The organism is Cytobacillus mangrovibacter (assembly GCF_042865275.1).
Classification (GTDB): domain Bacteria; phylum Bacillota; class Bacilli; order Bacillales; family Cytobacillaceae; genus Cytobacillus; species Cytobacillus mangrovibacter.
The window spans coordinates 1-23,799 of sequence record NZ_JBIACJ010000015.1; the positions used below are offsets into that span (position 1 = coordinate 1).

The following is a 23,799-nucleotide window of genomic DNA, read 5'->3' on the forward strand; positions in this document are numbered from 1 at the left end:
TGCGGAAGGGATAAGTGCTGAAAGCATCTAAGCATGAAGCCCCCCTCGAGATGAGATTTCCCATAGCGTCAAGCTAGTAAGACCCCTGAAAGATGATCAGGTTGATAGGTTTGAGGTGGAAGCGTGGTGACACGTGGAGCTGACAAATACTAATCGGTCGAGGACTTAACCAAAAATGATGTCTGTCTGTTATCTAGTTTTGAAGGAATAATCCTTCAACTAAAAATAGTCTGGTGACGATAGCGAGAAGGTCACACCCGTTCCCATCCCGAACACGGCAGTTAAGCTTCTCAGCGCCGATGGTAGTTAGGGGCTGTCCCCTTGTGAGAGTAGGACGCCGCCAGGCTAAGCCCCAATAGGGGCTATTATTTTGTCTAATTTTATATTATTGGCCCCTTGGTCAAGCGGTTAAGACACCGCCCTTTCACGGCGGTAACACGGGTTCGAATCCCGTAGGGGTCACCATTTGATATACTAAATATGTATATTGTGTAATTTGGAGGATTAGCTCAGCTGGGAGAGCATCTGCCTTACAAGCAGAGGGTCGGCGGTTCGATCCCGTCATCCTCCACCATTATTTAAATAAATTTAGTTCATCTTTTAATTTGGCGGCGTAGCTCAGCTGGCTAGAGCGTACGGTTCATACCCGTGAGGTCGGGGGTTCGATCCCCTCTGCCGCTATTAAATTATTCGGAGGAATACCCAAGTCCGGCTGAAGGGATCGGTCTTGAAAACCGACAGGCGGGTCATACCGCGCAGGGGTTCGAATCCCCTTTCCTCCTCCATTTTATTTTATAGAATATTATTATCGCGGGGTGGAGCACGATCGAATACGCTTCGAAGAATATTCTTCAGCGCACCGATTGAGCTACTACTTGAATAATCAACCTGAAATCGGGGCGGCTATTTAATCTGCAAGCTTTAAGCATAAGAAAAACATTTTATTATTACTATCGCGGGGTGGAGCAGCTCGGTAGCTCGTCGGGCTCATAACCCGAAGGTCGCAGGTTCAAATCCTGTCCCCGCAATTTGGTCCGGTAGTTCAGTTGGTTAGAATGCCTGCCTGTCACGCAGGAGGTCGCGGGTTCGAGTCCCGTCCGGACCGCCATTTTTTAAAACTTTATTTGGCTCAGTCGGTAGAGGATCGCTAACATCTATGACTAAGCTTCAGCGGCGATCTGCGAGGAAATTCGTGAGAATTTTTGAGCACAGGTTTTTATTGCAACCATTAATTAGGAATTTTATTATATACGGCTCAGTAGCTCAGTCGGTAGAGCAAAGGACTGAAAATCCTTGTGTCGGCGGTTCGATTCCGTCCTGAGCCATCATTAATTTAGGGGTATAGTTTAAAGGTAGAACTGAGGTCTCCAAAACCTCCAGTGTGGGTTCAATTCCTACTACCCCTGTCTAATAATAAGATGGCGATTGTGGCGAAGTGGTTAACGCATCGGATTGTGGTTCCGACATTCGTGGGTTCGATTCCCATCAGTCGCCCCATATTAGGGGCCTATAGCTCAGCTGGTTAGAGCGCACGCCTGATAAGCGTGAGGTCGATGGTTCGAGTCCATTTAGGCCCATAAGTGTAAAATGAATAATGTTTTGTTGTATAGTAATTTACTTTTATAAGATAAGGGATAACTACCCATGCAAAAAGCATGGATGGTTATCCCTGTTTTTATTTATTTCGCTTTTTACTGTCTCTTGCTGCCTTTTTTCTAGCCTTTTTACTTAGTCCCAGCTCTGCTCCAAATTCTGTATCATTTCCTCCAGTAAGTGATTGATTCTGCTTTTTCTCTCTTTTCGCCATAGTTTCCTCCTTAGTAATAAAATAGTACTTAAACTAATAGGCTGTTATGAACTTTATTTATATGTGAGAAGCAGTTCAACAAGTAGCCAATACTTATCATGCTAAATAACTAAGGATAATATTCCTATAAATATAAAGGTTTCCAATTTTGCGGGTAAGCGGTTCTAATAATGTGGAGAAAATCTTAAATACATCAATAACACTTTTGCACTGATAACTATAAAATGAGGTAGCTCATAAAGGAACCATGATTCGCTCAGAAATTTAATGGACATCCATTCCGCTATTCAGATAATATTCCCTATTATTGCGAAGTTAGCGGACACCAGTTCCGTTAATTGATCATAATTATCCTAAATTTACTATGCCGAACACTAATAGCAGAACCTGAGTCCGCAAATTCTTAGAATTAATCCTTTTTTATGAAATAGCGGAATAGAAGTCCGTTTGTCTTTCTCTTAGACTTCGGCGTACAGGACCTGATTAGCTTACAAAAGTGTAAGGTAATGTAAGGAAAACAAATTTCCTATTTACAATGCATAAGCCATAATTGTAGTATAGGGAAGGAAATAGGAGGGAAAAGAATTAATGGCTTTTTCAGAAACAAATATCGATGTATTTAGAATGGTTAATGACTTAGGGAAAGAATACACATACTTAAATCCTCCGTTTGTTTTCATTGCTGAATATACGGTATATCTTTTAGCACTGGCAACAATTATCTATTGGTTTACTCGTGGGCGCAACAATAGAATGATGGTCATAAGTGCAGTGCTTACATTTATGATAGCTGAAATATTAGGGAAACTAGCTGGAACATTTCATTCAAACTATCAGCCCTTTGTTGAATTGACGAACGTGAATCAATTAATAGAAAAGACAGTAGGGAATTCCTTTCCGAGTGACCATACGATTCTTTTCTTTTCATTTTGTATGACTTTTTGGCTTTTTAAAAGAGGGTACGGTTTGTTATGGATGATAGCAGCTATCTTAGTAGGAATTTCGAGGATGTGGGTTGGTGTGCATTATCCTGCTGATGTTGCAGTAGGGGCATTAATCAGTATAATTTCAGCAATCGCTGTTTACTATGTCGTTCCTAGGATAAGCTTCATTCAGAAATTATTGAAGTTATACGAAAAGGGTGAAGGTTATATTTTGCCTTCTAAAACGAAGTCAAAGGATCTCTAAATATATCACTGATTTGAGTAAACAAAAAGGGCTTCGAAAGTCAGGATAACTGATTTTGGGCGCTCCTTTTTCATTTTGTAATAGCGAACAAAAAATCGCCTTAGTTACTAATATAGCAATTTTTAATCAAACGTTTGATTAAAGAATTTGTCGAATGGCTATATATCAATATTCGATCGCCTAAAATAAAAATTAACTTTTTATTTTGCTATCCTGGAAAAACATTGAACTGATGATATGTAAAAAATCCCATTCCCTTATTAGGGGATGGGATTTTTTTAGGCCAATTGCTGCTCAGCATACTCACGATAGAGGGTATGTGATTGTGTTAATTCATGATGGGTTCCAGTACCAGTGACTCTTCCGTTTTCAATGAAAATAATTTGGTCTGCATCGACGATCGTTGATAATCGATGGGCGATGACAAATGTTGTCCGTCCTTCCATTAAGCGGGTTAAGGCTTGTTGGACAACACTCTCTGATTGGCTATCTAGGCTTGCGGTTGCCTCATCCATCATGAGGATCTTTGGATCTCTCAGGAAGGCGCGTGCAATAGCAATTCGCTGTCTTTGCCCGCCTGATAATTTAACTCCACGCTCACCGACCTCTGTGTCCAACCCTTTTGGGAATGTTTCAATGAATTGATCGGCATAGGCCATCTTTGCCACTTCCCACAGACGCTCGTCTGAAATATCAGCACTATTTTCTAAACCATAACTTAGATTTTCCCGAATCGTTCCAGCCATCATGGCACTTTCCTGTGACACATACCCAATTTGGCTTCTCCAAGATTCCATTGATAGCTGGCTGATGGATGTTTCGCCAATAAGGATATCGCCTGAGGTTGGCTCGTAGAATCGTTCGATTAATCCGAACATCGTTGTTTTCCCACCGCCACTTGGCCCGGCAAAAGCAATCATTTGGCCAGGCTGTGCCTCTAACGAAATGTTTTCGAGCACAGGCTCATCATCACTATAAGAAAAGGACACATTTTGAACTCGAATCTGTTGATTACTAATGTCCATTTCAATCCCGTCCTGACCTTCTTCTAATGGAAGGTCTAATATATCGATAATCCGCTCAGTGGCGCCTTTTGCCTTTTGCAATTGGGTAAAAAACATGGCAAAGGATGTGATAGGATAAATAATTTGAAAAAGGTAGAGCAAGAAGGCAACGAGTGCACCTGTTGACATTGTTCCATTTGCAACACGCATGCCCCCATATCCAATAATCATGACAATCACAATCATAACAACCGTGTACATAATTGGACCAATAAGAGCAAATATCCTTGCCTCTTTCAAGCCATAGCGAAAGAGGTTCTGAATGCCTTTCAATCCTTTTTCCTCTTCATTTTGTTCAGCTGTTGATGCCTTCATTAAGCGAATTTCACTAAGTGTTTGGGTAAGATGCCCTGTAAACGTAGCAGTATCATCCTGAAGCCCACGTGAGATTTTTGCCATTTTTTGTCCGAGTGGGATCATAATGACAATGGTGATTGGGACTGAAATTAACATAAGAAGCGTCATTTTCCAATCCATGATTAGTAAAACGACGATAGAGCCAATGATGGTAATAATTCCTGAAATAAACTGCGGAAAATGACTAGTGATCAATTCACGTACGATATTGGTATCATTGACTACACGACTCACAGTTTCACCACTTGATTGCTTGTCAAAGTAGCTTACGGGCAATCGAATGAGCTTGATCCACATGCGGTCACGGATTGTGGCCACTATCTTCTGTCCGACCATGCTTAATAGATAAATGGATAGACCATCTATCACTGCTTGGATAATAAATACTGCACCGATGGCAATCATGAGTGGAACACTTAATGAGGCAACAGAAAAGCCATCAATAAGATTTTTTGTAAGCAGGGGAATAGCAAGTCCTGCAATCGTTGTAATCAGGCTAGCCACTAAGCCAAAGGTTAGTGCAAGCTTTGGAATGTTAGAGGAGACAATCAGTGCGAAAAAGTCTTTTAAACTTGTTTGTTTTTTTTCCATAAACATAAACTCCTATCATAGAAATAATTTTTATTAATGGCTTGTTCATGAAAAAGGGCTTTGTCTTTTTTAGGCTATTAGTAAAATTGCATGAGTGAAAAAAGTTGAAAAATAATGCTGGTTGATTGGAGTGGAAAGCGAGCATCCTGGAACGGAAATCAACCTTTATCCACTAATGTTAAAAGCAACCATGTTTGCAAAATAACCTTTTTTAATATAGTTGACCAACATAAAATATATTAATATACTTGTATTAAAAAAACAAGGAGAAGTCATATGTATGCCTAAGATTGTAGATCATGACAAGCGAAAAGAATTAATTGCGGATGCGATGATGACTGTTATTAAACGTGTTGGATTGGAAAAAACAACGGTGAGAAGAATAGCTGAAGAAGTCGGATTATCAATGGGATCTGTTCAATATTATTTTCCGGCACAGCATGACCTATATATATATGCGATGGAGCTGCTGATACAAAGATTGGAGGACAGGGTAAAAAATGCAGTACAAGAGGATATAGCAGTAACGGAAGCAGTGGCTACTATACTTAAGCAGCTGATTCCTTTTCAGGATGAAGAGCATAAGTTGGAATGTGAAGTATGGCTTGCCTTTTCAGTCATGGCATTAAGGGATCCAGCATTAGAGACTTTAAGTCGTAATATGTATACATCGGTAAGAGAACTGATCAGGCAGTTGCTAACTGCTTTACTTGAAGAAAGGCTGCTTGAAGCTTCCTTTGATCTTGAGATAGGTGCGATGAGCTTACATGCATTTATTGATGGAATTACTACACAAGCGATACTTTATCAAGGATTATTTGATGAGGGGAAGATCGACGTACTGATAAAAGATTACCTACAGAACATTTGTAAAAAGTAGGATGCAAGGAATAGATAAGGAGTGTTCAAGATGAATGAATCAAAAGCATGGCTGTATGTTATCATCGGCGGTCTACTTGAAGTGGTATGGGCAAGTGGATTTAAATACGAGTCGATCCCTACCTTGATAGTTCTCATTTCAATATTGGCAAGTTTCGACTTAATTATTCGAGCGACAAAAGTGCTGCCAGTAGGCACAGTCTATGCAGTATTTGCAGGTATGGGTACTGTTGGAACAACGATTGTAGAGATAGTGCTTTCCGGAGGGGAAGTTAGCTTACTGAGAATTTTGTTAATATTGCTTTTACTGGCTTGCATTATGGGCTTGAAATTAACAAGTAAAGGAAGTGAGAACTAATGGATTGGCTATTTCTAATTTTAGCAGGCTTGTTTGAGGTTATAGGTGTCATCGGGATAAAAAGAACGGCTGAAAACAATAGTGTAGTGAACAATGTGATATTATATGCCGGCTTTATCATTAGTTTTCAGTTTCTCATGCAAGCGATGGAAACTATTCCTTTAGCAACCGCTTATGCCGTATGGACGGGAATTGGAACGGTTGGGGCTGCTGTTGTTGGAATGATTTTCTTTAAAGAATCAAAGAGCTGGCTTCGTATTTTATGTATTCTAGGAATTATATTTTCTGTGGTGGGGTTAAAGGTAGTTAACTAAATTAGAATCTTTTAAAGTAAAGTATGAACAAAGATATTTTGGTTGGTTCTAATAAATGATAGATATTGAAAAAAGCTGAGCCAAAGGTTCAGCTTTTTTGATGATTTTATGCTCGCTCATTCACTTCATATGCTGCACGTATGCCAGATTCAACAGCCCCCTCAATCCATCCATGAAAGGAGGAAGTGTGTTCACCAGCAAAGTGAAGCCTTCCCTCTGGCTGATGAATGGAATCACCAAAATCATCTATTTGACCTGGCGTAAATAAGGTAAAGCACCCAGCAGAGAATGGATTTTTACTCCAATTGAAGGAAATCCCCTGTAAATATTCTTGATAAACAATATTTCCATAAACCTTAGCCAAATCCTTGAGCGTGTAATAAATAATATTATTTTTAGACAAGCTATTCCATAGCATCGCATCATGGCCCCAGCTATAACTAGCGAGTAGGATACTAGGTCCATGTTTTCCAACACCATGACTGGGTATATAGCTAAATCGAGTTGGCAGATCTGAAATGGCATTTCCTACTTTGAGCCTCTCCCAAAACGGGCTTTTAAATTCGATGGCAATTTTAACTGATGTCACATTTTGAAGTTCGCGAATTGCCTGCCACTTTTGAAAAGAGATTGAATCGTAAGGAATAACATCAATGAACTGAAAAGCTGTAAAAGGAATAGTTGTTATGGCATAATCGCCAGAAAATGCATAAGATTCCCCGGTTATCTGATTCCTCGTCTGAAAAAGAACTTTGCTATCACTTTGAAAGATTTTTTCTATCTTTTGACCATAATAAATATCACTGTGAAGCTCAGGTAGGAAAGATAAAGGAATCTTGTCATTTCCTCCACGAATTTCATAAAACTCGATATCCTCATTAAAAATTGGAAAGATGATATCAGTTAAGATACCAACAAAGGATAATTCCTCAAATCCTTCAATACCAAGCAGTACACTAATCATTCGAATAGCATTAGTAGAAAGTGGTGGCCCTAATGGGTTGTATTTTAAATAATCCTGCATCGAATATCTGCTATATTCCTTTAATAATTCCTCCTGCTGTTCAGGGGTACTTTTATTATAAAGATCAACAAAAGGGCGGACCGCTGATAGAAATAGCTCGGTAGCTGTTTTCCCTTTTTCCGACTCTTGAACTGGAAATCCTAGAATATCGGGGTTTTTCTCATACTGTTCACGTGTTGCAAGGATATTATTAACGAAAATTAGATCATTTGGGGTTGAATTGATAAATTTGTTAGTTTGGAGTTTGAAGCGGCGAATGTATTCAAAGATGAGTAAATGGGTATTTGGAATTCTCATAGCTCCTAAATCTACGTAATTCCCTTGTGTAAAGGGCTGTCTTAAAGTAAAAACTCTTCCACCTAAACGGGTATTTCCTTCTATGATGGTGACTTTATGTCCAGCACGCTTCAATAAAGAAGCTGCCACTAATCCAGCCATTCCCGCACCTGCAATCAAGATTTTCTTTGGAGCTGTTCCACGTTTTAGCCCGTTTCTAATAATAGAAAGCATATCATCAGGGTACTTCAGTGAAGATGAATTTGTGGGAACTCTGTTCATATCCTCACCTCCTAATTTTCAAATTATGAACATAAGTAGAAAGTTATGCTTAACTGGCTGCAATAGAATGAGAAAGACTTTATTTGAACATATAACTTGACGGGATAAATAAAAAAATGTTAATTTATACTTCTGATTCAAACAGTTCGATAATGAACTGTTTGGAAATGGAGGAATGGTGAGACAAAATGATGAGTGAAAATGAAAAGTTAATTCGTTCAACACAATTATTGCGCTCCTTTTGGAGTATACAGAAGAATATTGTGCGGTTCGTGCAGAAAACAGCGGTAGAAAATGGCTTATCCGTTCCGCAATATACGATTTTGATGACAATTATCCTTCAAAAGGAAATGACACAAAAGCAAGTAGGGGAGCAAACCTTTCTGCCAAAGAGTACATTGAGCCAGGCGGTGGATGGCCTCGTTCGCTTAGGTTTACTAAACCGGCAGCAATTGGAGAGCAATCGAAGAGAGATGCAGCTGTCAATTACTAAAGAGGGAGAAGCTTTCTTAAAAAAGATGCATCTTCAGGATGGCGGCATTCATCATTTATTCCAAGCTGCTATGGAGTCGCTCTCAGACAAACAGTATGAAGATTTGCTTGAATCCCATTTGATTATTGCTACTTATTTAGAATCCCAAGCTAAGGAGGGAATGTGAATTGATAAAATTATTAAGGCATTTATCGGTTTATAAATGGCTAATTGCTGCTGTTCTGGGACTTGTCTTCATTCAATCCATGTCCGAGCTTTATTTACCTACACTGATGGCGGACATTGTAGATAAAGGTGTTGTTTTAGGAGATACATCTTATATTTGGAAAATTGGCGGATGGATGCTGCTCGTTTCAGCGCTAGGAGCGATTGCCTCTGTTGTTGCAAGCTATTATTCATCTAAAGCATCGATGGGATTAGGCCGTGATATCCGCCGGAAGGTTTTTAACCATGTTGAAAAATTTTCACTACAAGAATTTGATGAAATAGGAACAGCATCATTGATTACGCGAACCACCAATGATATTACACAAGTTCAGCAGGTTGTCATTATGATGCTTCGTATGGTCGTTAGTGCGCCTATTATGCTAGTCGGCGGGGTTATTATGGCCGTTTCAAAGGATGCGCAATTATCACTTGTGATAGTTATTACCATGCCAGTATTAATTGGATCGATTCTTTTAATCTTCTATAAAGGGATGCCTCTTTTTCAAATGGTACAAAAACGACTGGATCGGTTAAATCTTGTTTTGCGAGAAAATCTAACAGGGATCCGGGTTATACGTGCTTTTAATCGTGAACCAGAAGAAAGAGTACGACTTAAGCAAGCAAATATGGAACTGACAGATGTCTCGATCAAAGTGAATAAAGTAATGGCGTTCATGATGCCTGTCATGATGCTTGTGATGAATTTGACGGTCGTTGCGATCATTTGGTTTGGTGGAATTCGCATCGATAATGGAGCCATGCAGATTGGGGACTTGATGGCCTTTATCCAATATGTGATGCAAATTATGTTTGCACTTGTCATGGCATCTATGATGTTTGTTATGATTCCGCGGGCCGCTGTGTCTGCGAAAAGAATTAATGAAGTGCTTAATATGAAACCATCATTCCTTGATGAAGGGACACTTAAGGCAGATCGTGAACAAGGAATGCTAGAATTTGAGCATGTGACCTTTAGTTATCCAGGAGCTGAAGAACCAGCACTTGTAGATATTAGCTTTAAAGCAAAAAAAGGTGAAGTGACTGCTATTATCGGTGGAACAGGCTCAGGGAAATCGACACTTGTGAATTTGATTCCCCGTTTTTATGAAGCATCGAGCGGAGTTATTCGAGTGAATGGTGTAGACATTAGGGAAGCTGCTCAAAGCGAAGTTCGTTCAAAAATTGGTTTCGTTCCACAAAAAGCGATGCTCTTTACGGGGACGATTGCTGAGAACATTCGCTTTGGAAAACAAGATGCTACACAGGATGAAATGGAGCATGCCGCTCGAATTGCACAAGCCGAGGATTTTATTAGTCAAATGAAAGACGGTTTTGAGGCTGAAATTGAACAAGGCGGCTCTAATTTATCGGGTGGACAAAAGCAAAGATTATCGATTGCAAGAGCCCTTGTCCGAAAACCAGATTTATATATTTTTGATGATAGTTTTTCTGCACTTGATTTCAAGACAGATGCTAAGCTCCGTAAAGCGCTGAAAGAAGAAACGACTCATGCAACCATGCTTATTGTTGCCCAGCGTGTTAGTACGGTTGTGGATGCTGATCGAATTATTGTATTAGAAAATGGCCGTATTGCAGGTATGGGAACACATCAGGAGTTACTAGAGACGAATGAAGTATACCGTGAAATTGCCCTTTCACAGCTTTCAGAGGAGGAGATCGCATGAGTAAGAAGAAAAAGCCTCAAGAAAGTCAACAGACGGGCCAGGGTCCAGGTCCAGGTGGAGGAGGCGGCATGATGATGATGGGGCAAAAGGCAAAAGACTTTAAGGGTACGCTTAAACGTCTTCTGGCTTATTTGAAGCCTCGTAAGTATCAGTTGATTGCTGTTTTCTTTGCAGCCATTTTGAGTACAGTTTTTATGATTGTTGGCCCAAAAATCATGGGAACAGCCATTACTGAGTTATTTGAAGGTGCATATGGAAAGCTCCAGGGTACTCCAGGAGCTGCGATTGACTTTGCAAAAATTGGCCAAATCCTGCTTATTCTAGCTGGACTATATGTATTTAGCAGTTTATTTAGCTATTTACAGCAGTATATTATGTCAAGTGTTGCTCAAAAAACAGTGTATGATCTTCGTGAGGATGTAAATGTAAAGCTTGAGAAGCTGCCGCTTAAGTATTTTGATGGCCGTTCCAACGGAGAGACACTTAGCCGTGTAACAAATGACATTGATACAATTGGCAGTACACTTCAGCAAAGCTTGACACAGTTCATTACATCGATCGTTACAATTGTTGGGATCATCATTATGATGCTTTCAATCAGTCCAATCCTTACATTAATTGCGATTGTTAGTTTACCGATTTCCATATTTGCCATTGGGCCAATTTTGAAAAGATCACAAAAGCATTTTGCTAATCAGCAGCGAACGCTTGGCCAATTAAATGGACATATAGAAGAAATGTATACTGGCCACCAAGTTGTGAAAGCTTTCGGACATGAGAAAAAAGCTGTGGCCCAATTTGATGCAGTGAATGAAGAATTGTATGAGGCGGGAAGTAAAGCACAGTTTATATCAGGCATTATCATGCCGATTATGTTTTTTATTGGGAACTTAAGCTATGTAATCATCTGTGTGGTTGGAGGGATTTTGGTTACACAGCGAGCGATTACAATCGGTGATATCCAAGCATTTATCACTTACTCTAAGCAGTTTACACAGCCAATTACACAAACAGCTAACATCGCAAATATTATCCAATCAACTGTTGCGGCAGCTGAGCGTGTGTTTGAACTTCTGGATGAAGAAGAAGAAAAGAGTGAAGTGACGGAAGAGCATTTAACACGTGCCAAAGGGGCTGTCACTTTTGAACATGTGGACTTTGGCTATAGTGAAGAATTGTTAATTAAAGATATGAACATTCATGTTACGCCTGGGCAGACCGTAGCAATTGTCGGGCCAACTGGGGCAGGTAAAACGACAATGATTAATCTTTTAATGCGATTTTATGAACTTAATGGCGGAAAGATAAAAATAGATGGTCTTGATACAAGAAATATGTCGAGAAGGGATCTAAGAAAAAGCTTTGGGATGGTACTTCAGGATACATGGCTTTTTAATGGAACAATTAAAGAAAATATCGCTTATGGAAAAGACGGTGCAACAGATGAAGCGATTTTTGCTGCAGCTCGAGCGGCCCATGCTGATCATTTCATTCGTACACTGCCAGATGGCTATGAAACGATTTTAAATGAAGAGGCATCTAATATCTCTCAAGGACAAAAGCAGCTTCTGACGATCGCCCGAGCAATTCTTGCGGATCCTCCAATTATGATATTGGATGAGGCAACTTCAAGTGTGGACACAAGAACAGAAGTATTTATTCAGCAAGCCATGAAACGATTGTTAGAAGGACGAACAAGCTTTGTTATCGCTCACCGTCTTTCAACGATCAAAGATGCAGATTTAATACTTGTAATGGATCAAGGAAAGGTGATTGAGCAAGGCACACATGAGACCCTATTAGCGGCGAAAGGTTTCTACGCAGATCTTTATAACAGCCAGTTTTCGGAAAAAGCAGTAGGGTAGCAGTGCTAGCTTATAAGAGTACTTTGACATTTTCTATAAGCAATCCTATAATAATGAGTGTACTTATTACCTATTAGGAGGATTATTAAAAATGGTTTTTTTCATCAGATTGCGATTCCCAGCTTTGAACTCGTAATTAAATACGTTCAAAGGCTCTGCTTGTGCTTGCAGAGTAAACGGGATCAGTCTGTCCTTTTTTAATAATCTTCATTGCCATAGAATATATGTCATTTGTAGAAAGGCGGATCGTTCTGCCTTTCTTTATTTTTGTCTAATTTTCCTTCCTATGTATGTTGAATAGAAGGTTTATTTAGCAATGGCTATTTTGGCCCCTAATCCAATAAGGATGGGTTTTGTTCCCTTTACTCTCTAATCACAGGCAGTCTGCCTGTGATTTTTGATTTGGAAGGAAGAGGGAATATGACGAAAAAAACAAAAAGAGCAGCATATGTGAATGAATTTGCTTCTATATTTAGGTGTCCAATCTGTAAAGGTTCAATGAAAGTGGTCGATTTTAAGAGTCTAATATGCGTTAAAAACCATACATTTGATTTTGCGAAACAAGGTTATCTAAACTTGATGAATCATCCATCCAATACCCATTACAATAAGGAGTTGTTTGAAGCAAGACATCACATGATTACGTCAAGTCACTTATACACATTGATGCATGAGGAAATATCGAAAGTGATCAAGCGATATATGAGTGCTTCTAATGCCTCTTGCCTGATTGTTGATGCAGGATGTGGAGAAGGTTCGCATTTACAACAAATTTTGAATGGGTGTATGAGTCAGACAATAGCTGGGGTGGGGCTTGATATTTCAAAAGAAGGAATTATTAAGGCTGCTAAGAAATATGAACAGCCGATTTGGCTTGTAGGAGACTTGGCTAAATTGCCATTTCAGGATCAATCGATTCATGTCATTCTGAATATCCTTTCCCCCTCCAACTATAAGGAATTTAAAAGGGTTCTTGTTCCAGAAGGAATCGTTATTAAAGTTGTGCCAGGTCCGAACTATCTAAAGGAATTGAGAGAAGTGCTTTTTTCTAACAATGAAAAAAAGGCCTATCGAAATGAGGCAACGGTTTCCCTTTTTAAAAAGAATTTTCAGCTGCTGGATGTAATTGATTTATGTTATACAAAAAAACTCGCTAAAACAGACCTGCGGAATTTAGTGCAAATGACTCCACTTGCTTGGTCTTCAGATAAAGAAAATAAGGATGTGTATCTCAAGAGTGATACTGCAGATATTACAGTAGATTTAGCTATTTTAGTTGGAATCAATAAGTAATTAGAAGATGAGGGAGAGAATAAGTTGAATTCTCTCCCTTTGCAACTGAACTATCATGAATGAGTGTGATGAAGGACAGTTAGCAAGGGATTTACTGCAAAACGGTCTTTCATAAAGTTGTTGATGATCAAAAAAATGCACAAGCGATTTGTGAAATCACTTGTGCACGATATTTTTTATCATTTTATTAGGAGATTGTTAGTTTTCTAATTTAAATACGTTTGTTAGCTCATTCATATTTTCAGATAGTGCAACCATTTCATCTGATGTTTGATCAATTTTATGAAAGAGTGCTTCTTGTGTATTGAGTTTTTCTTTAATTTCATTTGAAACAGTTAGTCCTGATTCAATCGTTATGTTAATATCATCCAAGGTTGCTGTCATTTCTTGAAGTGAAGCTGCCTGTGAGGTAACGCCATCCGTAATATTCGTTATCATGGCAAATGTATGATCCATACTTTCTATGATCTTGTTGATATTGACTTTTGCTTGATTGGATTGAGTGACGCCAAGTTCAATTTTTTCTTCTGTTGCGGAAACAGCTGATACTACTTTTTCTGTTTTCGTATTCATTTCTTTAATAAGCTGGCCAATATCCTGTAAGGAGTTGTTCGTATCCTCGGCAAGCTTTCTTACTTCATCAGCTACAACAGAAAATCCTTTTCCTGCCTCTCCGGCTCTCGCAGCTTCGATGGCTGCATTCAATGCTAGTAGATTTGTTTGGGCTGAGATTTGAGAAATAATATGGACAATCTCGGTAATCTTGTGACCTTGTTCCTCCAGTCCAATCACTTCACTGCTGACAATTTTTGAGTTAGATTCAAGCTCATTGATGACTTCCACAATTGAATCTACAGAACTTTTCCCATTCTCAGCTGCTGAATGAACGAGCTTTGTCGATTCAGCAATTTTAGAAGCAAGTTCAGCCGTTTTTTGCGAGCTATCTGTAATGTTATTTAATGCAGTTGATGTTTGCAAAATATTTTCGGCATTTTGGTACGAGCTAGCGATAAGACTTTTTACACCTTCATTAATTTCCAGTACTTGCGCATTTGCTTGAACAATAATATGATTCAATTCTTCTGAGGAGTAAGAAACCTGATTGGAAGAGCTTTGGATGTTTGCGATTAATTTCTTTAAATTATCCTTCGCTCTTAAAAGAGAGCGTATCATCTGTCCAGCTTCCCCTTGTTGCTGTGTTTCAATCGTTGCCGTTAGGTCATTATTTGCAATGGAATCAGCAAGCACAATTCCCTTTTTCAAAGGCCGAACAAGAAGAAACTCTGAGAAGAAAGCTGCGAGAAATTCAAAAATAACAAAGATAATGATTGCTTTAATTAGCACCCCAACTGTGATAATTTGAAAAAGATTGCCATACAGCGAATGGGACAAGGTCATAATCAAAGAAACATTAGAGATAAACATAGCCAAAAAGACTAGAACCATGATACGCGTACGGATTGATATATTTTTAACTTTATTCATAAGATGATCCGCCTACCTTCGTACAATATAAGAAATATCCTAGTATAAATTTACTATAAATAAAGGAGGAAATACAATTTTAATAGAAACTAAATAGACCATAAGGGCAAGAATGAGGACGAATTTAGGATCGATTATTTGTTAAAATGGGGAACAACAAAGAATAGAGTGAATGTAGAGAAGGAGGCGGTTTATGAATGGCCAGGGTTCAAATGTCATTTGATGAAATGTGGGAGAAAATTATGGCCTGTGATCGTACATATGATGGATTATTCTATACAGCTGTGAAGACGACCAAAATCTACTGCCGCCCTTCTTGCCGGTCAAGAAAGCCGAAGAAAATAAATGTGGAATTCTACGATGACATGGCTAAAGCTGAAACTGCAGGTTACCGTGCATGTAAAAGATGTCAGCCAGAAGTTGAATTTTCCCCACATGTTGACCTTGTCCGGAATGTCATTGCCTTTTTAATCAATCACTATAAACAAAAGCTAGTGTTACAAGATATAGCGGACCATGTAGATATGAGTGCTTTTTATCTAGAAAGGGTATTTAAACAGGAAACGTCCGAAACACCGCGAACGTATTTGGAGAAGATTCGTGTGGATAAAGCAGCCTATTTGTTAAAAAGCACGGATCGAACAAATCTAGATATTTGCTATGAAGTTGGATTTCAGAGCCCGTCTAATTTCTACAAGGTGTTCCGCCGTTTGAAAAATTGCTCACCTACAGAATATCGAAACCTTGATAATTAAGGAGCAGCGACAATGAAATGGATTGATCATAAAACATTGATTGAACTCTGTCCACCTGCAGAGTTGAATTTTGCAGAGTGTTTACAGTTCTTAAATCGGTCTGACCAAGAAGTACTTCATCAAATAAGCGATAATTATTTATATAAATTGATCAAAGTAAACGATAAACGTATTTTAATTAAAATCGGCTCCACAGCTGATTCTATCCGTGTTGAATTTCCATTAATTGCTCCAACTACAAATGAGCGTGAAGAAGTTGCAGCTTATGTATGGGAATGGTTTAATTTAAATGAAGACTTGAAAACGTTTTACTTAATGGCAAGACAGGATTATGTTCTAAAGAATATAGTCGATAACTATTACGGATTACGAATGATTTGTATTCCAGATTTATTCGAAGCGCTGACATGGGCGATTATTGGCCAACAAATCAATCTAACTTTTGCCTACAAGCTAAAAAAACGTTTTGTAGAACAGTATGGTGAAAGCTTGAGTTTTGAAGGAGAAACGTTTTGGCTGTTTCCAAGCTATGAAAAAATTGCCATGATTGATGTGGAGGATTTGAGGAAGCTTCAATTCACTGCTCGGAAAGCTGAATACATGATTGGCGTTGCAAAGGCAATGACAGCTGGTGAGCTGTCGAAGGAAATGTTGCTTCAGATTCAGGACTATGAGCCGATGAAGAAAAAGCTAATGGCGATTAGAGGAATAGGAGCATGGTCGGCGGATTATGTATTGATGAAATGCTTGCAGCATCCTTTAGCCTTCCCGATAGCAGATGTTGGGCTTCATAATGCATTGAAAGTTCAATTAGGACTTGAGCGGAAGCCAGGTATTGAGGAAATTGAAGGGCTGGCCAAGAATTGGGAAGGCTGGCAAGCATACGCTACCTTTTATTTATGGAGGTCTTTATATGACAAAGCAATATAAATTAGATTATGATTCACCCATTGGTGTTTTAGAAATTATCGGAACAGATGAAGCGATTTGTTCTATTTTGTTTTCTGATCAAGAGATAGTTACAAATAGCTTTCAAGAGGATACACCTAAGGTATTAACAGACTGCTATTCGCAAATAGATAATTATTTCAAAGGTGAGCTTCAAGAATTCTCCTTTCCCTATACCTTTGAAGGAACTGACTTTCAAAAAACAGTCTGGCATGCATTAACCGATATTCCTTATGCGCAAACGGGATCATATAAAGATATCGCCGTTTCTATTGGAAATGAAAAAGCGATTAGAGCGGTAGGAAGTGCAAATGGAAAAAATAAGTTAAGCATTGTTATTCCTTGTCACCGAATCATTGGATCAAATGGGAAATTAACTGGTTATGCAGGTGGTCTATGGAGAAAGGAGTGGCTGCTTCAGCATGAAAAGGCAGTACAGGGCAAGGCAGCAGAGGTTAAGCAAGTTTAATGGAGAGTTTTCTAAAAAACACGATGAAAATTTGGGGAGATCCCAACTTTCATCGTGTTTTTTTCTTCTTTCAATAGTACAAGTGAAACTTGAAACCTTATTTGAACGTATTTAATAATAATAAGACTCTGGTCCTAGATGAAGATGGAACTAACGATTGTTCATTAATTAGAGGATTTATAGGAAGATAGAGTAAGAAGAAATGAGGCGGCGACCTGAAAAAGAGAATGCAGGTCTTGTTCTGGTTGTTAAAAAGGGGGAAATGAAATGGAAGTTTATATTATTCTGACAGATACAGGGACAGTACTTACCAAAATAATTAGAAGGTTTACGAAGCATCCATTAAACCATGCTTCCATTTCCTTTACAAAAGAATTAGATACAACCTATAGCTTTGGACGTAAGCGTGTAAACAACCCATTTATCGGTGGCTTTGTAAAGGAAAATCTGAATGGGAAGCTATTCGAAAAAGCCGAATGTGCCATTTACAAATGCTCTGTTTCAGCCGTTGAGTATGAGCAAATGTTAAAAGCGGTTCAAGAAATAGAAGTTGAGCAGCAAATGTATAAATATAATTTTATCGGTCTTTTCGGAGTCCTGTTTAATAAAGAAATAAATAGAGAAGGAGCCTTTTTTTGTTCGGAATTTGTAGCAACGATTTTAAGGAGCGGTGGAGTCGCCACAAACAGTAAACCACCTAGCCTGATGAAACCATATGACTTGGTTAATGGCGAGAAGTTTCTTTTATTATATGAGGGGCAGCTTCGTTCTTATTTAGTCCCGCAAAGTCAGTATGCAGATGAAATGGTTAATGAAACAAAAATGACGGATCAACTATTTAATTTAGGGACACTTTTTCTAAAGAAAGCGAAGTCGATTGTAAGCTATATATAAAGGAGTAATGACTATTGAAGAATACGTCTAAGATCATTGGTTATTTAGGTGGTAGAACAACACTTTACATTTTTGTGTTCTTTTTGTTAATTGGTTTAAATGTCTTCTTATTTAATCATATTTCATTTGTTTTTCAGCCAATTATTGCGTTAATTCAAACGACTGCCTTACCAATTGTTTTCTCACTAGCAGCTTATTATTTGCTTCGTCCAATTGTAAAATTCGCAGTTACTTTAGGTATAAAGAAAGTATGGGCCATTCTAGTGCTTCTTCTTTTCTTTTCGGTTGCTATTATTTTTATTTTCATCGCTATTATTCCTTTTTTCATCGATCAAGCCATTAGTTTATTTGAGTCATTTCCGACTTATTGGAGTGAATTTAATCGGGCATTTGAAAGCTGGATTCAACGCTCTTACTTTGCCCCATACTATAAGGATTTCACTGATTTTGTGAATGAATTCTTTGTTTCAACTGGAGATAATGCAACAATGCTGCTTAGTAATACGGTAGAAAGTGTGCTGCATCTAGTAAAATCAATAACGAACTTTGCACTAGCATTAATTGTTGTTCCATTTATTCTTTTCTATTTATTGTTAGAAGGAGAAAAGCTTCCAAAACTAATTTTTACGATTGTTCCTCCTAAAATTAGACCAAGCATAAAGAATATTTTTATACAAATTGATCAGCAGCTAAAAGGCTATATTCAAGGGCAAATTTTGGTCAGCTGGTGTATTGGGATCATGATGTATATTGGTTTTCTTATTATCGGAATTGATTATCCATTAATTTTGGCTCTTCTTGCATGTGTAACAAGCATTGTTCCTTATTTAGGACCAACCATTGCAATAACGCCAGCTATTATTATTGCCATTGTTACATCTCCATTTATGGTCTTGAAATTGGCTATCGTATGGACGATTGTCCAGTTAATCGAAGGGAAGCTGATCTCACCGCAAATAATGGGGAAATCACTGAAAATCCACCCAATTACTATTATTTTTATTCTCTTAACTGCGGCCAAATTATTTGGTGTAATCGGAGTCATAATCGGTATTCCTGCCTATGCGATTATACGTACGATTTTTGGTCAGATTATCTACTTATTAAAAGCCCGTTATAATCGCTATGTTAAAGAGGAAGAGAAGTATGATTTGGGAGAGTAGTTCAAGCTTTATTAAGGTACTTTATTCTATTTATAGTTAGTTAATCCAAAAGGTAGCCTTTTTAGGCTACCTTTTATGGTAGTTGACCATATAAACAGAAGTGTACTAGTTATTTTTTCGCTTTTCATATAAGCCGAGTATGCTATTATAAGAAAATAACTTTTAAGGAGGTTATTCATTTTTATGTCATGGGAATTCGTATGGTCTTATGAAAACTTAAAGGATCTGGGCATTTCAATCGGTATCTTATTACTGTTTTTAATTTTTAGGAAAATTTTTGCGAAATATGTATTTTCGCTTTTATTAAAAATAAGCAGAAAAGCACCAAGTGCATTCTTTTCACATATATTTCTAGCATTTGAAAAACCGATTCAGTGGTTGTTCATTATCATTGGGGTGTATGTAGCCTCAGGCTATTTTCCTTTTATGGAGAAAACGAATCCGCTTTTTCAAAATATAATGAGCTCTTCTGTTATTCTTATTATTACTTGGGGATTATTTAATCTGTCATCTTCCTCATCGCTTCTTTTTGCGAAGCTTAATAAAAAATTAAATACGGAAATTGATGAAATACTCATCCCGTTTTTATCAAAGGCCATTCGGGTCATTATTATTATGATTAGCTTTAGTATCATTGCACAAGAGTTTGGCTATAACATAAGCGGTCTAGTGGCTGGCTTAGGAATAGGCGGACTTGCCTTTTCACTGGCAGCAAAGGATGCTCTTGCTAATTTATTTGGTGGCGTCGTTATCATAACGGAAAAGCCCTTTTCAATTGGTGATTGGATTATGACACCGAGTGTTGAAGGAACGGTAGAAGATATTTCTTTTCGAAGTACTGTCATTCGAACATCCGCGCAGGCGCTTGTGACTGTTCCGAATGCCACATTGGCAAATGAGCCGATTACGAATTGGAGTAAAATGGGGAAGCGGCAAATTACCTTTAATTTAAAAGTGACTCTAGATACGCCGAAAGAGAAATTAGAAAATGTGGTCCAGAGAATTGAAGCTGTATTGAAAGATCATCCTGGTGTTCATCCTGACACGATTTATGTAACATTTGATAAATACATGGAGAATGGATTAGAGATTTTCTTGTATTTCTTCACAAACACGACAAATTGGGGAGAATACTTAAAGATCAAGGAATCAATTAACTTTGCAATTATGGATATCCTTGAAAGTGAAGGGGTCTATACAGCGTATGTAGCCATGCCAAGCCGAAAGCTGTTTCTTGATTCTGAAGAGGAAGAGCAAAAGAAAGTAGAGCCACAATTAAATACAGATTCATAATTCTTATGTAAGAAGCCTGCTCCAGTTTTTATCGGAGCAGGCTTTTTGTTTAAATGATAAAATCCTCTTTCTGTGTTCCATAAAAGAATAGACGATGTAATGGCCTTGTCATCGAAACATAGAGCAGCTTGATGTCTAATTCTGATTCTCGTGAGAAGGTTTCTTCCAAACAGATGATCATAACTGCATCAAATTCTAAGCCTTTTGCTAGAAAGGAGGGCACGATGACCATTTCGTCTTTTGGGATTTTTTCTTGTTCTTCAAGTAATTTTACAGGCTCATGGGAATGTTCTTTGAAAAGGTCATAAAGGAGTCGGCAGTCCTTCATTGTCTTCCCGATGACTGCGATTGTTTTATAATCTTCCTTTTTTAAACGGGCAACTTGATTTTCGATTTGTGTAACGAGCGCTTTCCCGTTCTTTCTTTTTATAAACTTTGGACTTTCTCCGTGCCGAACAACTGGTTCAACTTCAGGGAAAGAGTAGGGAAGTAGGCGCAAAAGCTCATTAGCCTTTTCCATAATTTCCACGGTTGTTCGGTAGCTTTTTTGCAGCTCCGTGTATGTCGCCCTTGGAAAAATCTCTTTCATAACACGATCCCAGGATGATAGCCCTCGATAGGAATGAATTCCTTGCGCAAGGTCACCCACAAGTGTAAACATGTCTGTATCAAGTGCCTTTTTTAAGGAAAGCAGCTCCATAAAGCTGTAATCCTGTGCTTCGTCGATGACGATATTTTTTGCTTTCAACTCTTTTGGGATGCCGAAGAGATGCACTTGTAAATATAGCATTAGTGCTAGGTCTTCTCTTTCAAAAAGCTTCTTGGATTTGAGTGCAGTGTTATATTGGCACAGGGCCACAGCTTCCTTCTCTGTCAGCTGACCTTCAGCCCATTTGCAAAGATCTGATGGATCACTGAAAAGATTTTGATAGTATTGAATGAGCGTCTTTTTCGGAAACTGTCTCATATAAGCAGGGACTGCATTTCGAATCGCTTTTTTAATTTCTGCTAGTCTAAGAGCCTTCTTATCGAGTGCATCTGATACGTATTGCCTTCTTTTCTCCGGATCATTCCCACGATAAAGCGCACGTTCGATACGTTCGTCATAATAGATTTCTATCTTTTTAATTATATTCTTCTTTTTCTTGGCCAGATCATTTTGAAGAACGGCTTTAAGTTTATCTAGTCTTCGATACAATGGGAGATAATTATAATCATCCTTAAAAAGCTGAATGAATTTCTTATGGCTGAACAGACGAAATTTATCAACAGTGAAATCCTTTGAAGGGTAAAAGGATTTGTAAATGGTCGCGATGTAATTAGACAAAATAAGTTGAAAGACAGGGGAGCCCTTTATGGAAGAGGCCCATGCAGTGAGTTTTGTTTCGTCGCTGTCAGCATTCTCGAGCAGTCGAACAAGCTTATTGTCTTCTTGGATTGTAAGCTTCTGTCCGATGCAAGCTTGAATATAGTCCTGTAAGGTCGTCTGGCGAACTCGTTCAACCCCAAGCTCTGGCAATGCTTCAGATATATAGTCAATAAACAAGCGGCTTGGCGCCAGAATCATGAGCTGCTCTGGGGCAAAGTTTTCTTTATATTGGTAGATGAAATAACTGATTCGGTGCAATGCGATGGTTGTTTTTCCGCTTCCCGCTGCACCTTGTACGATAATGGGCCGATTTAAATCAGCTCGAATAATTCGATTTTGCTCTTCCTGAATGGTGGAGATAATTTCTGTCAGACGATTGCTTGAGCTTTTGGCTAGAGATTCTTGCAACAATTCGTCCGTTGTTGTTAAATCAATATCGCGAATTTCTTCAAGCTGTCCGTTCTCAATCATGAATTGCCGCTTCAGTGAGAGATAGCCATTATAGCTTTCTTCATATGATTCGTAATGGACCTCCCCAAGTCTGCCTTCATAGTAGAGATTGGCAACCGGTGATCGCCAGTCAACGATGATTTGTTCTTGATTTTCTCGTGAGTAAAGCGAGGTTTTACCAATGTATAAACTTTCTTTCTCTTCCAGTCCTTCTCTTAAGAGATCGAGTCTCGCAAAATAAGGCTTTTTTCTGGCAATCTTTAAATTTTTCAATTCATCACGTGACATTTCGAAAAAACGGGCATTTGTTAAAAGGGATAAATAACTCATACTTGATTCGAGCCAGTCAATATCATGGAAGGCTTCCTTCATGTTTTCCTGAAATTGATCTTTACTCGACTCAGCTGTTTTAATGACCACATCAATATACTTTTTCGTAAAGTCCAAATGTTGAATTTCCTGTTGAAAATCGGGGTGCTGTTGTTCAGATGACATATAAATCTCCTTTCCATTTACCAATTCAGCCGCAATGGAGAAAAACATAGGAGCGTGAGTGACAAGAAATTTATATTATCAGAAAAATTAACCAGTTGCAATGAAATAGGGATCTGAAATACCTAAGAAAAATAAAAAACTTCGCCCATTGCAGAGGCGAAGGTGAAAGTCTATTAGCAATAGCATAGTTAATTAATCCGAAAGATCTGGAATTTTGTCCATAATTGCAGCCATGGTAAAGGAAACGCAAGGGATGTTTGGAGAGGTAACTAATTCGTTATTTTGAAAGATATCGATAAGTTCATATCGCTTCTCATGCAACACATATTGTTCAAGGACACCAGTGTCAGGGTCAACAATCCAAAATTCAGGAATACCAAAATGTGCATACGATTTTATTTTGTCAATCTTATCTCGCTTTAGCGATGATGGGGAAAGAATCTCTACAACAAGATCTGGCGCTCCTTCAATCCCGCGTTTACTTATAATTTCCATACGCTTTCGGTGAATAAGTACAAGGTCTGGTTGTCGTACCTCGGCTGGTGACAAAATGACGTCGACTGGTGCATGTAAAATAAAATAATCTAATTCACAGCTTCGACTTAAATTTATTAGAATCTCGAAGCTAACAATCTGATGTGTAACCAATGGAGCTGGGCTCATCAATTCAAGTTGACCACCTGCTAATTCATATCGATTGCCATCATCAATTGCCGCATAGTCGTCGTATGTAAGGCCGACTTCTTTTACTCTATCCGCATTTATCTTCCTTCCTTCTGCCATCTTTATCCCTCC

The 23,799-nt window shown here is 38.4% G+C and carries 20 protein-coding genes, 10 tRNA genes and 2 rRNA genes; 26 read left to right on the forward strand and 6 right to left on the reverse strand.

Going from position 1 to position 23,799, the window contains the following annotated elements; all coding sequences use genetic code 11:
* The 12 genes from ACFYKT_RS19290 to ACFYKT_RS19345 form a co-directional block, all read left to right on the forward strand.
* Positions 1-173 (forward strand): 23S ribosomal RNA (locus ACFYKT_RS19290); the annotation flags it as partial.
* A gap of 56 nt (positions 174-229) precedes the next feature.
* Positions 230-346, forward strand: a 5S ribosomal RNA gene (gene rrf / locus ACFYKT_RS19295).
* A gap of 44 nt (positions 347-390) precedes the next feature.
* A tRNA-Glu gene (locus ACFYKT_RS19300) sits at positions 391-465 on the forward strand.
* Positions 466-498: 33 nt separating this feature from the next.
* A tRNA-Val gene (locus ACFYKT_RS19305) sits at positions 499-574 on the forward strand.
* Positions 575-607: 33 nt separating this feature from the next.
* Positions 608-681, forward strand: a tRNA-Met gene (locus tag ACFYKT_RS19310).
* An 11-nt stretch (positions 682-692) separates the two neighbouring features.
* A tRNA-Ser gene (locus tag ACFYKT_RS19315) sits at positions 693-785 on the forward strand.
* 169 nt (positions 786-954) lie between these two features.
* A tRNA-Met gene (locus tag ACFYKT_RS19320) sits at positions 955-1,028 on the forward strand.
* Between the two features lie 3 nt (positions 1,029-1,031).
* Positions 1,032-1,108, forward strand: a tRNA-Asp gene (locus ACFYKT_RS19325).
* 144 nt (positions 1,109-1,252) lie between these two features.
* Positions 1,253-1,325, forward strand: a tRNA-Phe gene (locus tag ACFYKT_RS19330).
* A 10-nt stretch (positions 1,326-1,335) separates the two neighbouring features.
* Positions 1,336-1,406, forward strand: a tRNA-Trp gene (locus tag ACFYKT_RS19335).
* 15 nt (positions 1,407-1,421) lie between these two features.
* Positions 1,422-1,497, forward strand: a tRNA-His gene (locus ACFYKT_RS19340).
* A 6-nt stretch (positions 1,498-1,503) separates the two neighbouring features.
* Positions 1,504-1,577 (forward strand) — tRNA-Ile (locus tag ACFYKT_RS19345).
* Between the two features lie 98 nt (positions 1,578-1,675).
* On the opposite strand, the gene ACFYKT_RS19350 is transcribed toward ACFYKT_RS19345, so the two are convergent.
* Entirely contained in the window at positions 1,676-1,807 is a 132-nt protein-coding gene (locus ACFYKT_RS19350) for a hypothetical protein (protein WP_389222864.1), read from the reverse strand.
* A gap of 588 nt (positions 1,808-2,395) precedes the next feature.
* Here ACFYKT_RS19350 and ACFYKT_RS19355 point away from each other — a divergent pair.
* Positions 2,396-2,995, forward strand: a complete 600-nt coding sequence (locus ACFYKT_RS19355) for an undecaprenyl-diphosphatase (RefSeq protein ID WP_389222866.1) — start codon at positions 2,396-2,398, stop codon at positions 2,993-2,995.
* A 278-nt stretch (positions 2,996-3,273) separates the two neighbouring features.
* Here the strand turns inward: ACFYKT_RS19355 and ACFYKT_RS19360 are convergent, their stop codons facing one another.
* Positions 3,274-5,007, reverse strand: a complete 1,734-nt coding sequence (locus ACFYKT_RS19360) for an ABC transporter ATP-binding protein (protein ID WP_389222868.1) — start codon at positions 5,005-5,007, stop codon at positions 3,274-3,276.
* A gap of 280 nt (positions 5,008-5,287) precedes the next feature.
* On the opposite strand from ACFYKT_RS19360, the gene ACFYKT_RS19365 reads away from it, so the two are divergent.
* The 3 genes from ACFYKT_RS19365 to ACFYKT_RS19375 are packed head-to-tail and all read left to right on the forward strand — an operon-like array spanning position 5,288 to position 6,558.
* On the forward strand, positions 5,288-5,887 hold the full coding sequence (locus tag ACFYKT_RS19365; RefSeq protein ID WP_389222870.1) for a TetR/AcrR family transcriptional regulator: 600 nt from the start codon (positions 5,288-5,290) through the stop codon (positions 5,885-5,887).
* Between the two features lie 30 nt (positions 5,888-5,917).
* Positions 5,918-6,244 (forward strand): DMT family transporter, encoded by a 327-nt coding sequence (locus tag ACFYKT_RS19370; RefSeq protein ID WP_389222872.1) that lies wholly within the window; start codon positions 5,918-5,920, stop codon positions 6,242-6,244.
* Positions 6,244-6,558, forward strand: coding sequence for a DMT family transporter (locus ACFYKT_RS19375; protein ID WP_389222874.1), 315 nt, complete (start codon positions 6,244-6,246; stop codon positions 6,556-6,558). Before ACFYKT_RS19370 ends, ACFYKT_RS19375 begins: the two co-directional genes overlap by 1 nt.
* Before the next feature lie 106 nt (positions 6,559-6,664).
* Here the strand turns inward: ACFYKT_RS19375 and ACFYKT_RS19380 are convergent, their stop codons facing one another.
* Positions 6,665-8,140 carry a flavin monoamine oxidase family protein gene (locus ACFYKT_RS19380; RefSeq protein ID WP_389222876.1) on the reverse strand — a complete coding sequence of 492 codons (1,476 nt, stop codon included), beginning with the start codon at positions 8,138-8,140 and terminating at the stop codon, positions 6,665-6,667.
* Positions 8,141-8,328: 188 nt separating this feature from the next.
* Between ACFYKT_RS19380 and ACFYKT_RS19385 the strand changes: the two genes are divergently transcribed.
* From ACFYKT_RS19385 to ACFYKT_RS19400, 4 genes are all read left to right on the forward strand, one after another.
* Positions 8,329-8,799: a MarR family winged helix-turn-helix transcriptional regulator gene (locus tag ACFYKT_RS19385; RefSeq protein ID WP_389222878.1), complete on the forward strand. Its 471-nt coding sequence runs from the start codon at positions 8,329-8,331 to the stop codon at positions 8,797-8,799.
* A 1-nt stretch (position 8,800) separates the two neighbouring features.
* On the forward strand, positions 8,801-10,525 hold the full coding sequence (locus ACFYKT_RS19390) for an ABC transporter ATP-binding protein (RefSeq protein WP_389222880.1): 1,725 nt from the start codon (positions 8,801-8,803) through the stop codon (positions 10,523-10,525).
* Positions 10,522-12,390 carry an ABC transporter ATP-binding protein gene (locus tag ACFYKT_RS19395; protein WP_389222882.1) on the forward strand — a complete coding sequence of 623 codons (1,869 nt, stop codon included), beginning with the start codon at positions 10,522-10,524 and terminating at the stop codon, positions 12,388-12,390. Before ACFYKT_RS19390 ends, ACFYKT_RS19395 begins: the two co-directional genes overlap by 4 nt.
* A 420-nt stretch (positions 12,391-12,810) precedes the next feature.
* Entirely contained in the window at positions 12,811-13,683 is an 873-nt protein-coding gene (locus ACFYKT_RS19400) for a putative RNA methyltransferase (RefSeq protein WP_389222884.1), read from the forward strand.
* A 198-nt stretch (positions 13,684-13,881) separates the two neighbouring features.
* On the opposite strand, the gene ACFYKT_RS19405 is transcribed toward ACFYKT_RS19400, so the two are convergent.
* Positions 13,882-15,168, reverse strand: a complete 1,287-nt coding sequence (locus ACFYKT_RS19405; RefSeq protein WP_389222886.1) for a methyl-accepting chemotaxis protein — start codon at positions 15,166-15,168, stop codon at positions 13,882-13,884.
* Between the two features lie 197 nt (positions 15,169-15,365).
* Here ACFYKT_RS19405 and ACFYKT_RS19410 point away from each other — a divergent pair, with 197 nt between their 5' ends.
* The 6 genes from ACFYKT_RS19410 to ACFYKT_RS19435 all read left to right on the forward strand — a co-directional run bounded on the left by ACFYKT_RS19410 (position 15,366) and on the right by ACFYKT_RS19435 (position 20,690).
* Positions 15,366-15,923: a bifunctional transcriptional activator/DNA repair enzyme AdaA gene (locus tag ACFYKT_RS19410; RefSeq protein WP_389222888.1), complete on the forward strand. Its 558-nt coding sequence runs from the start codon at positions 15,366-15,368 to the stop codon at positions 15,921-15,923.
* A 12-nt stretch (positions 15,924-15,935) separates the two neighbouring features.
* The gene (locus tag ACFYKT_RS19415) at positions 15,936-16,853 is read left to right on the forward strand and encodes a DNA-3-methyladenine glycosylase family protein (protein WP_389222889.1); all 918 of its coding nucleotides are present in this window, start codon (positions 15,936-15,938) and stop codon (positions 16,851-16,853) included.
* Positions 16,837-17,340 (forward strand): methylated-DNA--[protein]-cysteine S-methyltransferase, encoded by a 504-nt coding sequence (locus ACFYKT_RS19420; protein WP_389222891.1) that lies wholly within the window; start codon positions 16,837-16,839, stop codon positions 17,338-17,340. The genes ACFYKT_RS19415 and ACFYKT_RS19420 overlap by 17 nt, the downstream gene beginning before the upstream one ends.
* A gap of 267 nt (positions 17,341-17,607) precedes the next feature.
* Positions 17,608-18,234 carry a hypothetical protein gene (locus ACFYKT_RS19425; protein ID WP_389222893.1) on the forward strand — a complete coding sequence of 209 codons (627 nt, stop codon included), beginning with the start codon at positions 17,608-17,610 and terminating at the stop codon, positions 18,232-18,234.
* Between the two features lie 14 nt (positions 18,235-18,248).
* Positions 18,249-19,397, forward strand: coding sequence for an AI-2E family transporter (locus ACFYKT_RS19430; RefSeq protein ID WP_389222895.1), 1,149 nt, complete (start codon positions 18,249-18,251; stop codon positions 19,395-19,397).
* A gap of 183 nt (positions 19,398-19,580) precedes the next feature.
* Positions 19,581-20,690, forward strand: a complete 1,110-nt coding sequence (locus tag ACFYKT_RS19435) for a mechanosensitive ion channel family protein (protein WP_389222897.1) — start codon at positions 19,581-19,583, stop codon at positions 20,688-20,690.
* A 49-nt stretch (positions 20,691-20,739) separates the two neighbouring features.
* Here the strand turns inward: ACFYKT_RS19435 and helD are convergent, their stop codons facing one another.
* Together helD and ACFYKT_RS19445 are read right to left on the reverse strand one after the other, a co-directional pair.
* Positions 20,740-23,004, reverse strand: coding sequence for an RNA polymerase recycling motor HelD (helD, locus tag ACFYKT_RS19440; RefSeq protein ID WP_389222899.1), 2,265 nt, complete (start codon positions 23,002-23,004; stop codon positions 20,740-20,742).
* Between the two features lie 192 nt (positions 23,005-23,196).
* Positions 23,197-23,787: a Uma2 family endonuclease gene (locus ACFYKT_RS19445; protein ID WP_389222901.1), complete on the reverse strand. Its 591-nt coding sequence runs from the start codon at positions 23,785-23,787 to the stop codon at positions 23,197-23,199.
* Between the last annotated feature and the right edge of the window lie 12 nt (positions 23,788-23,799).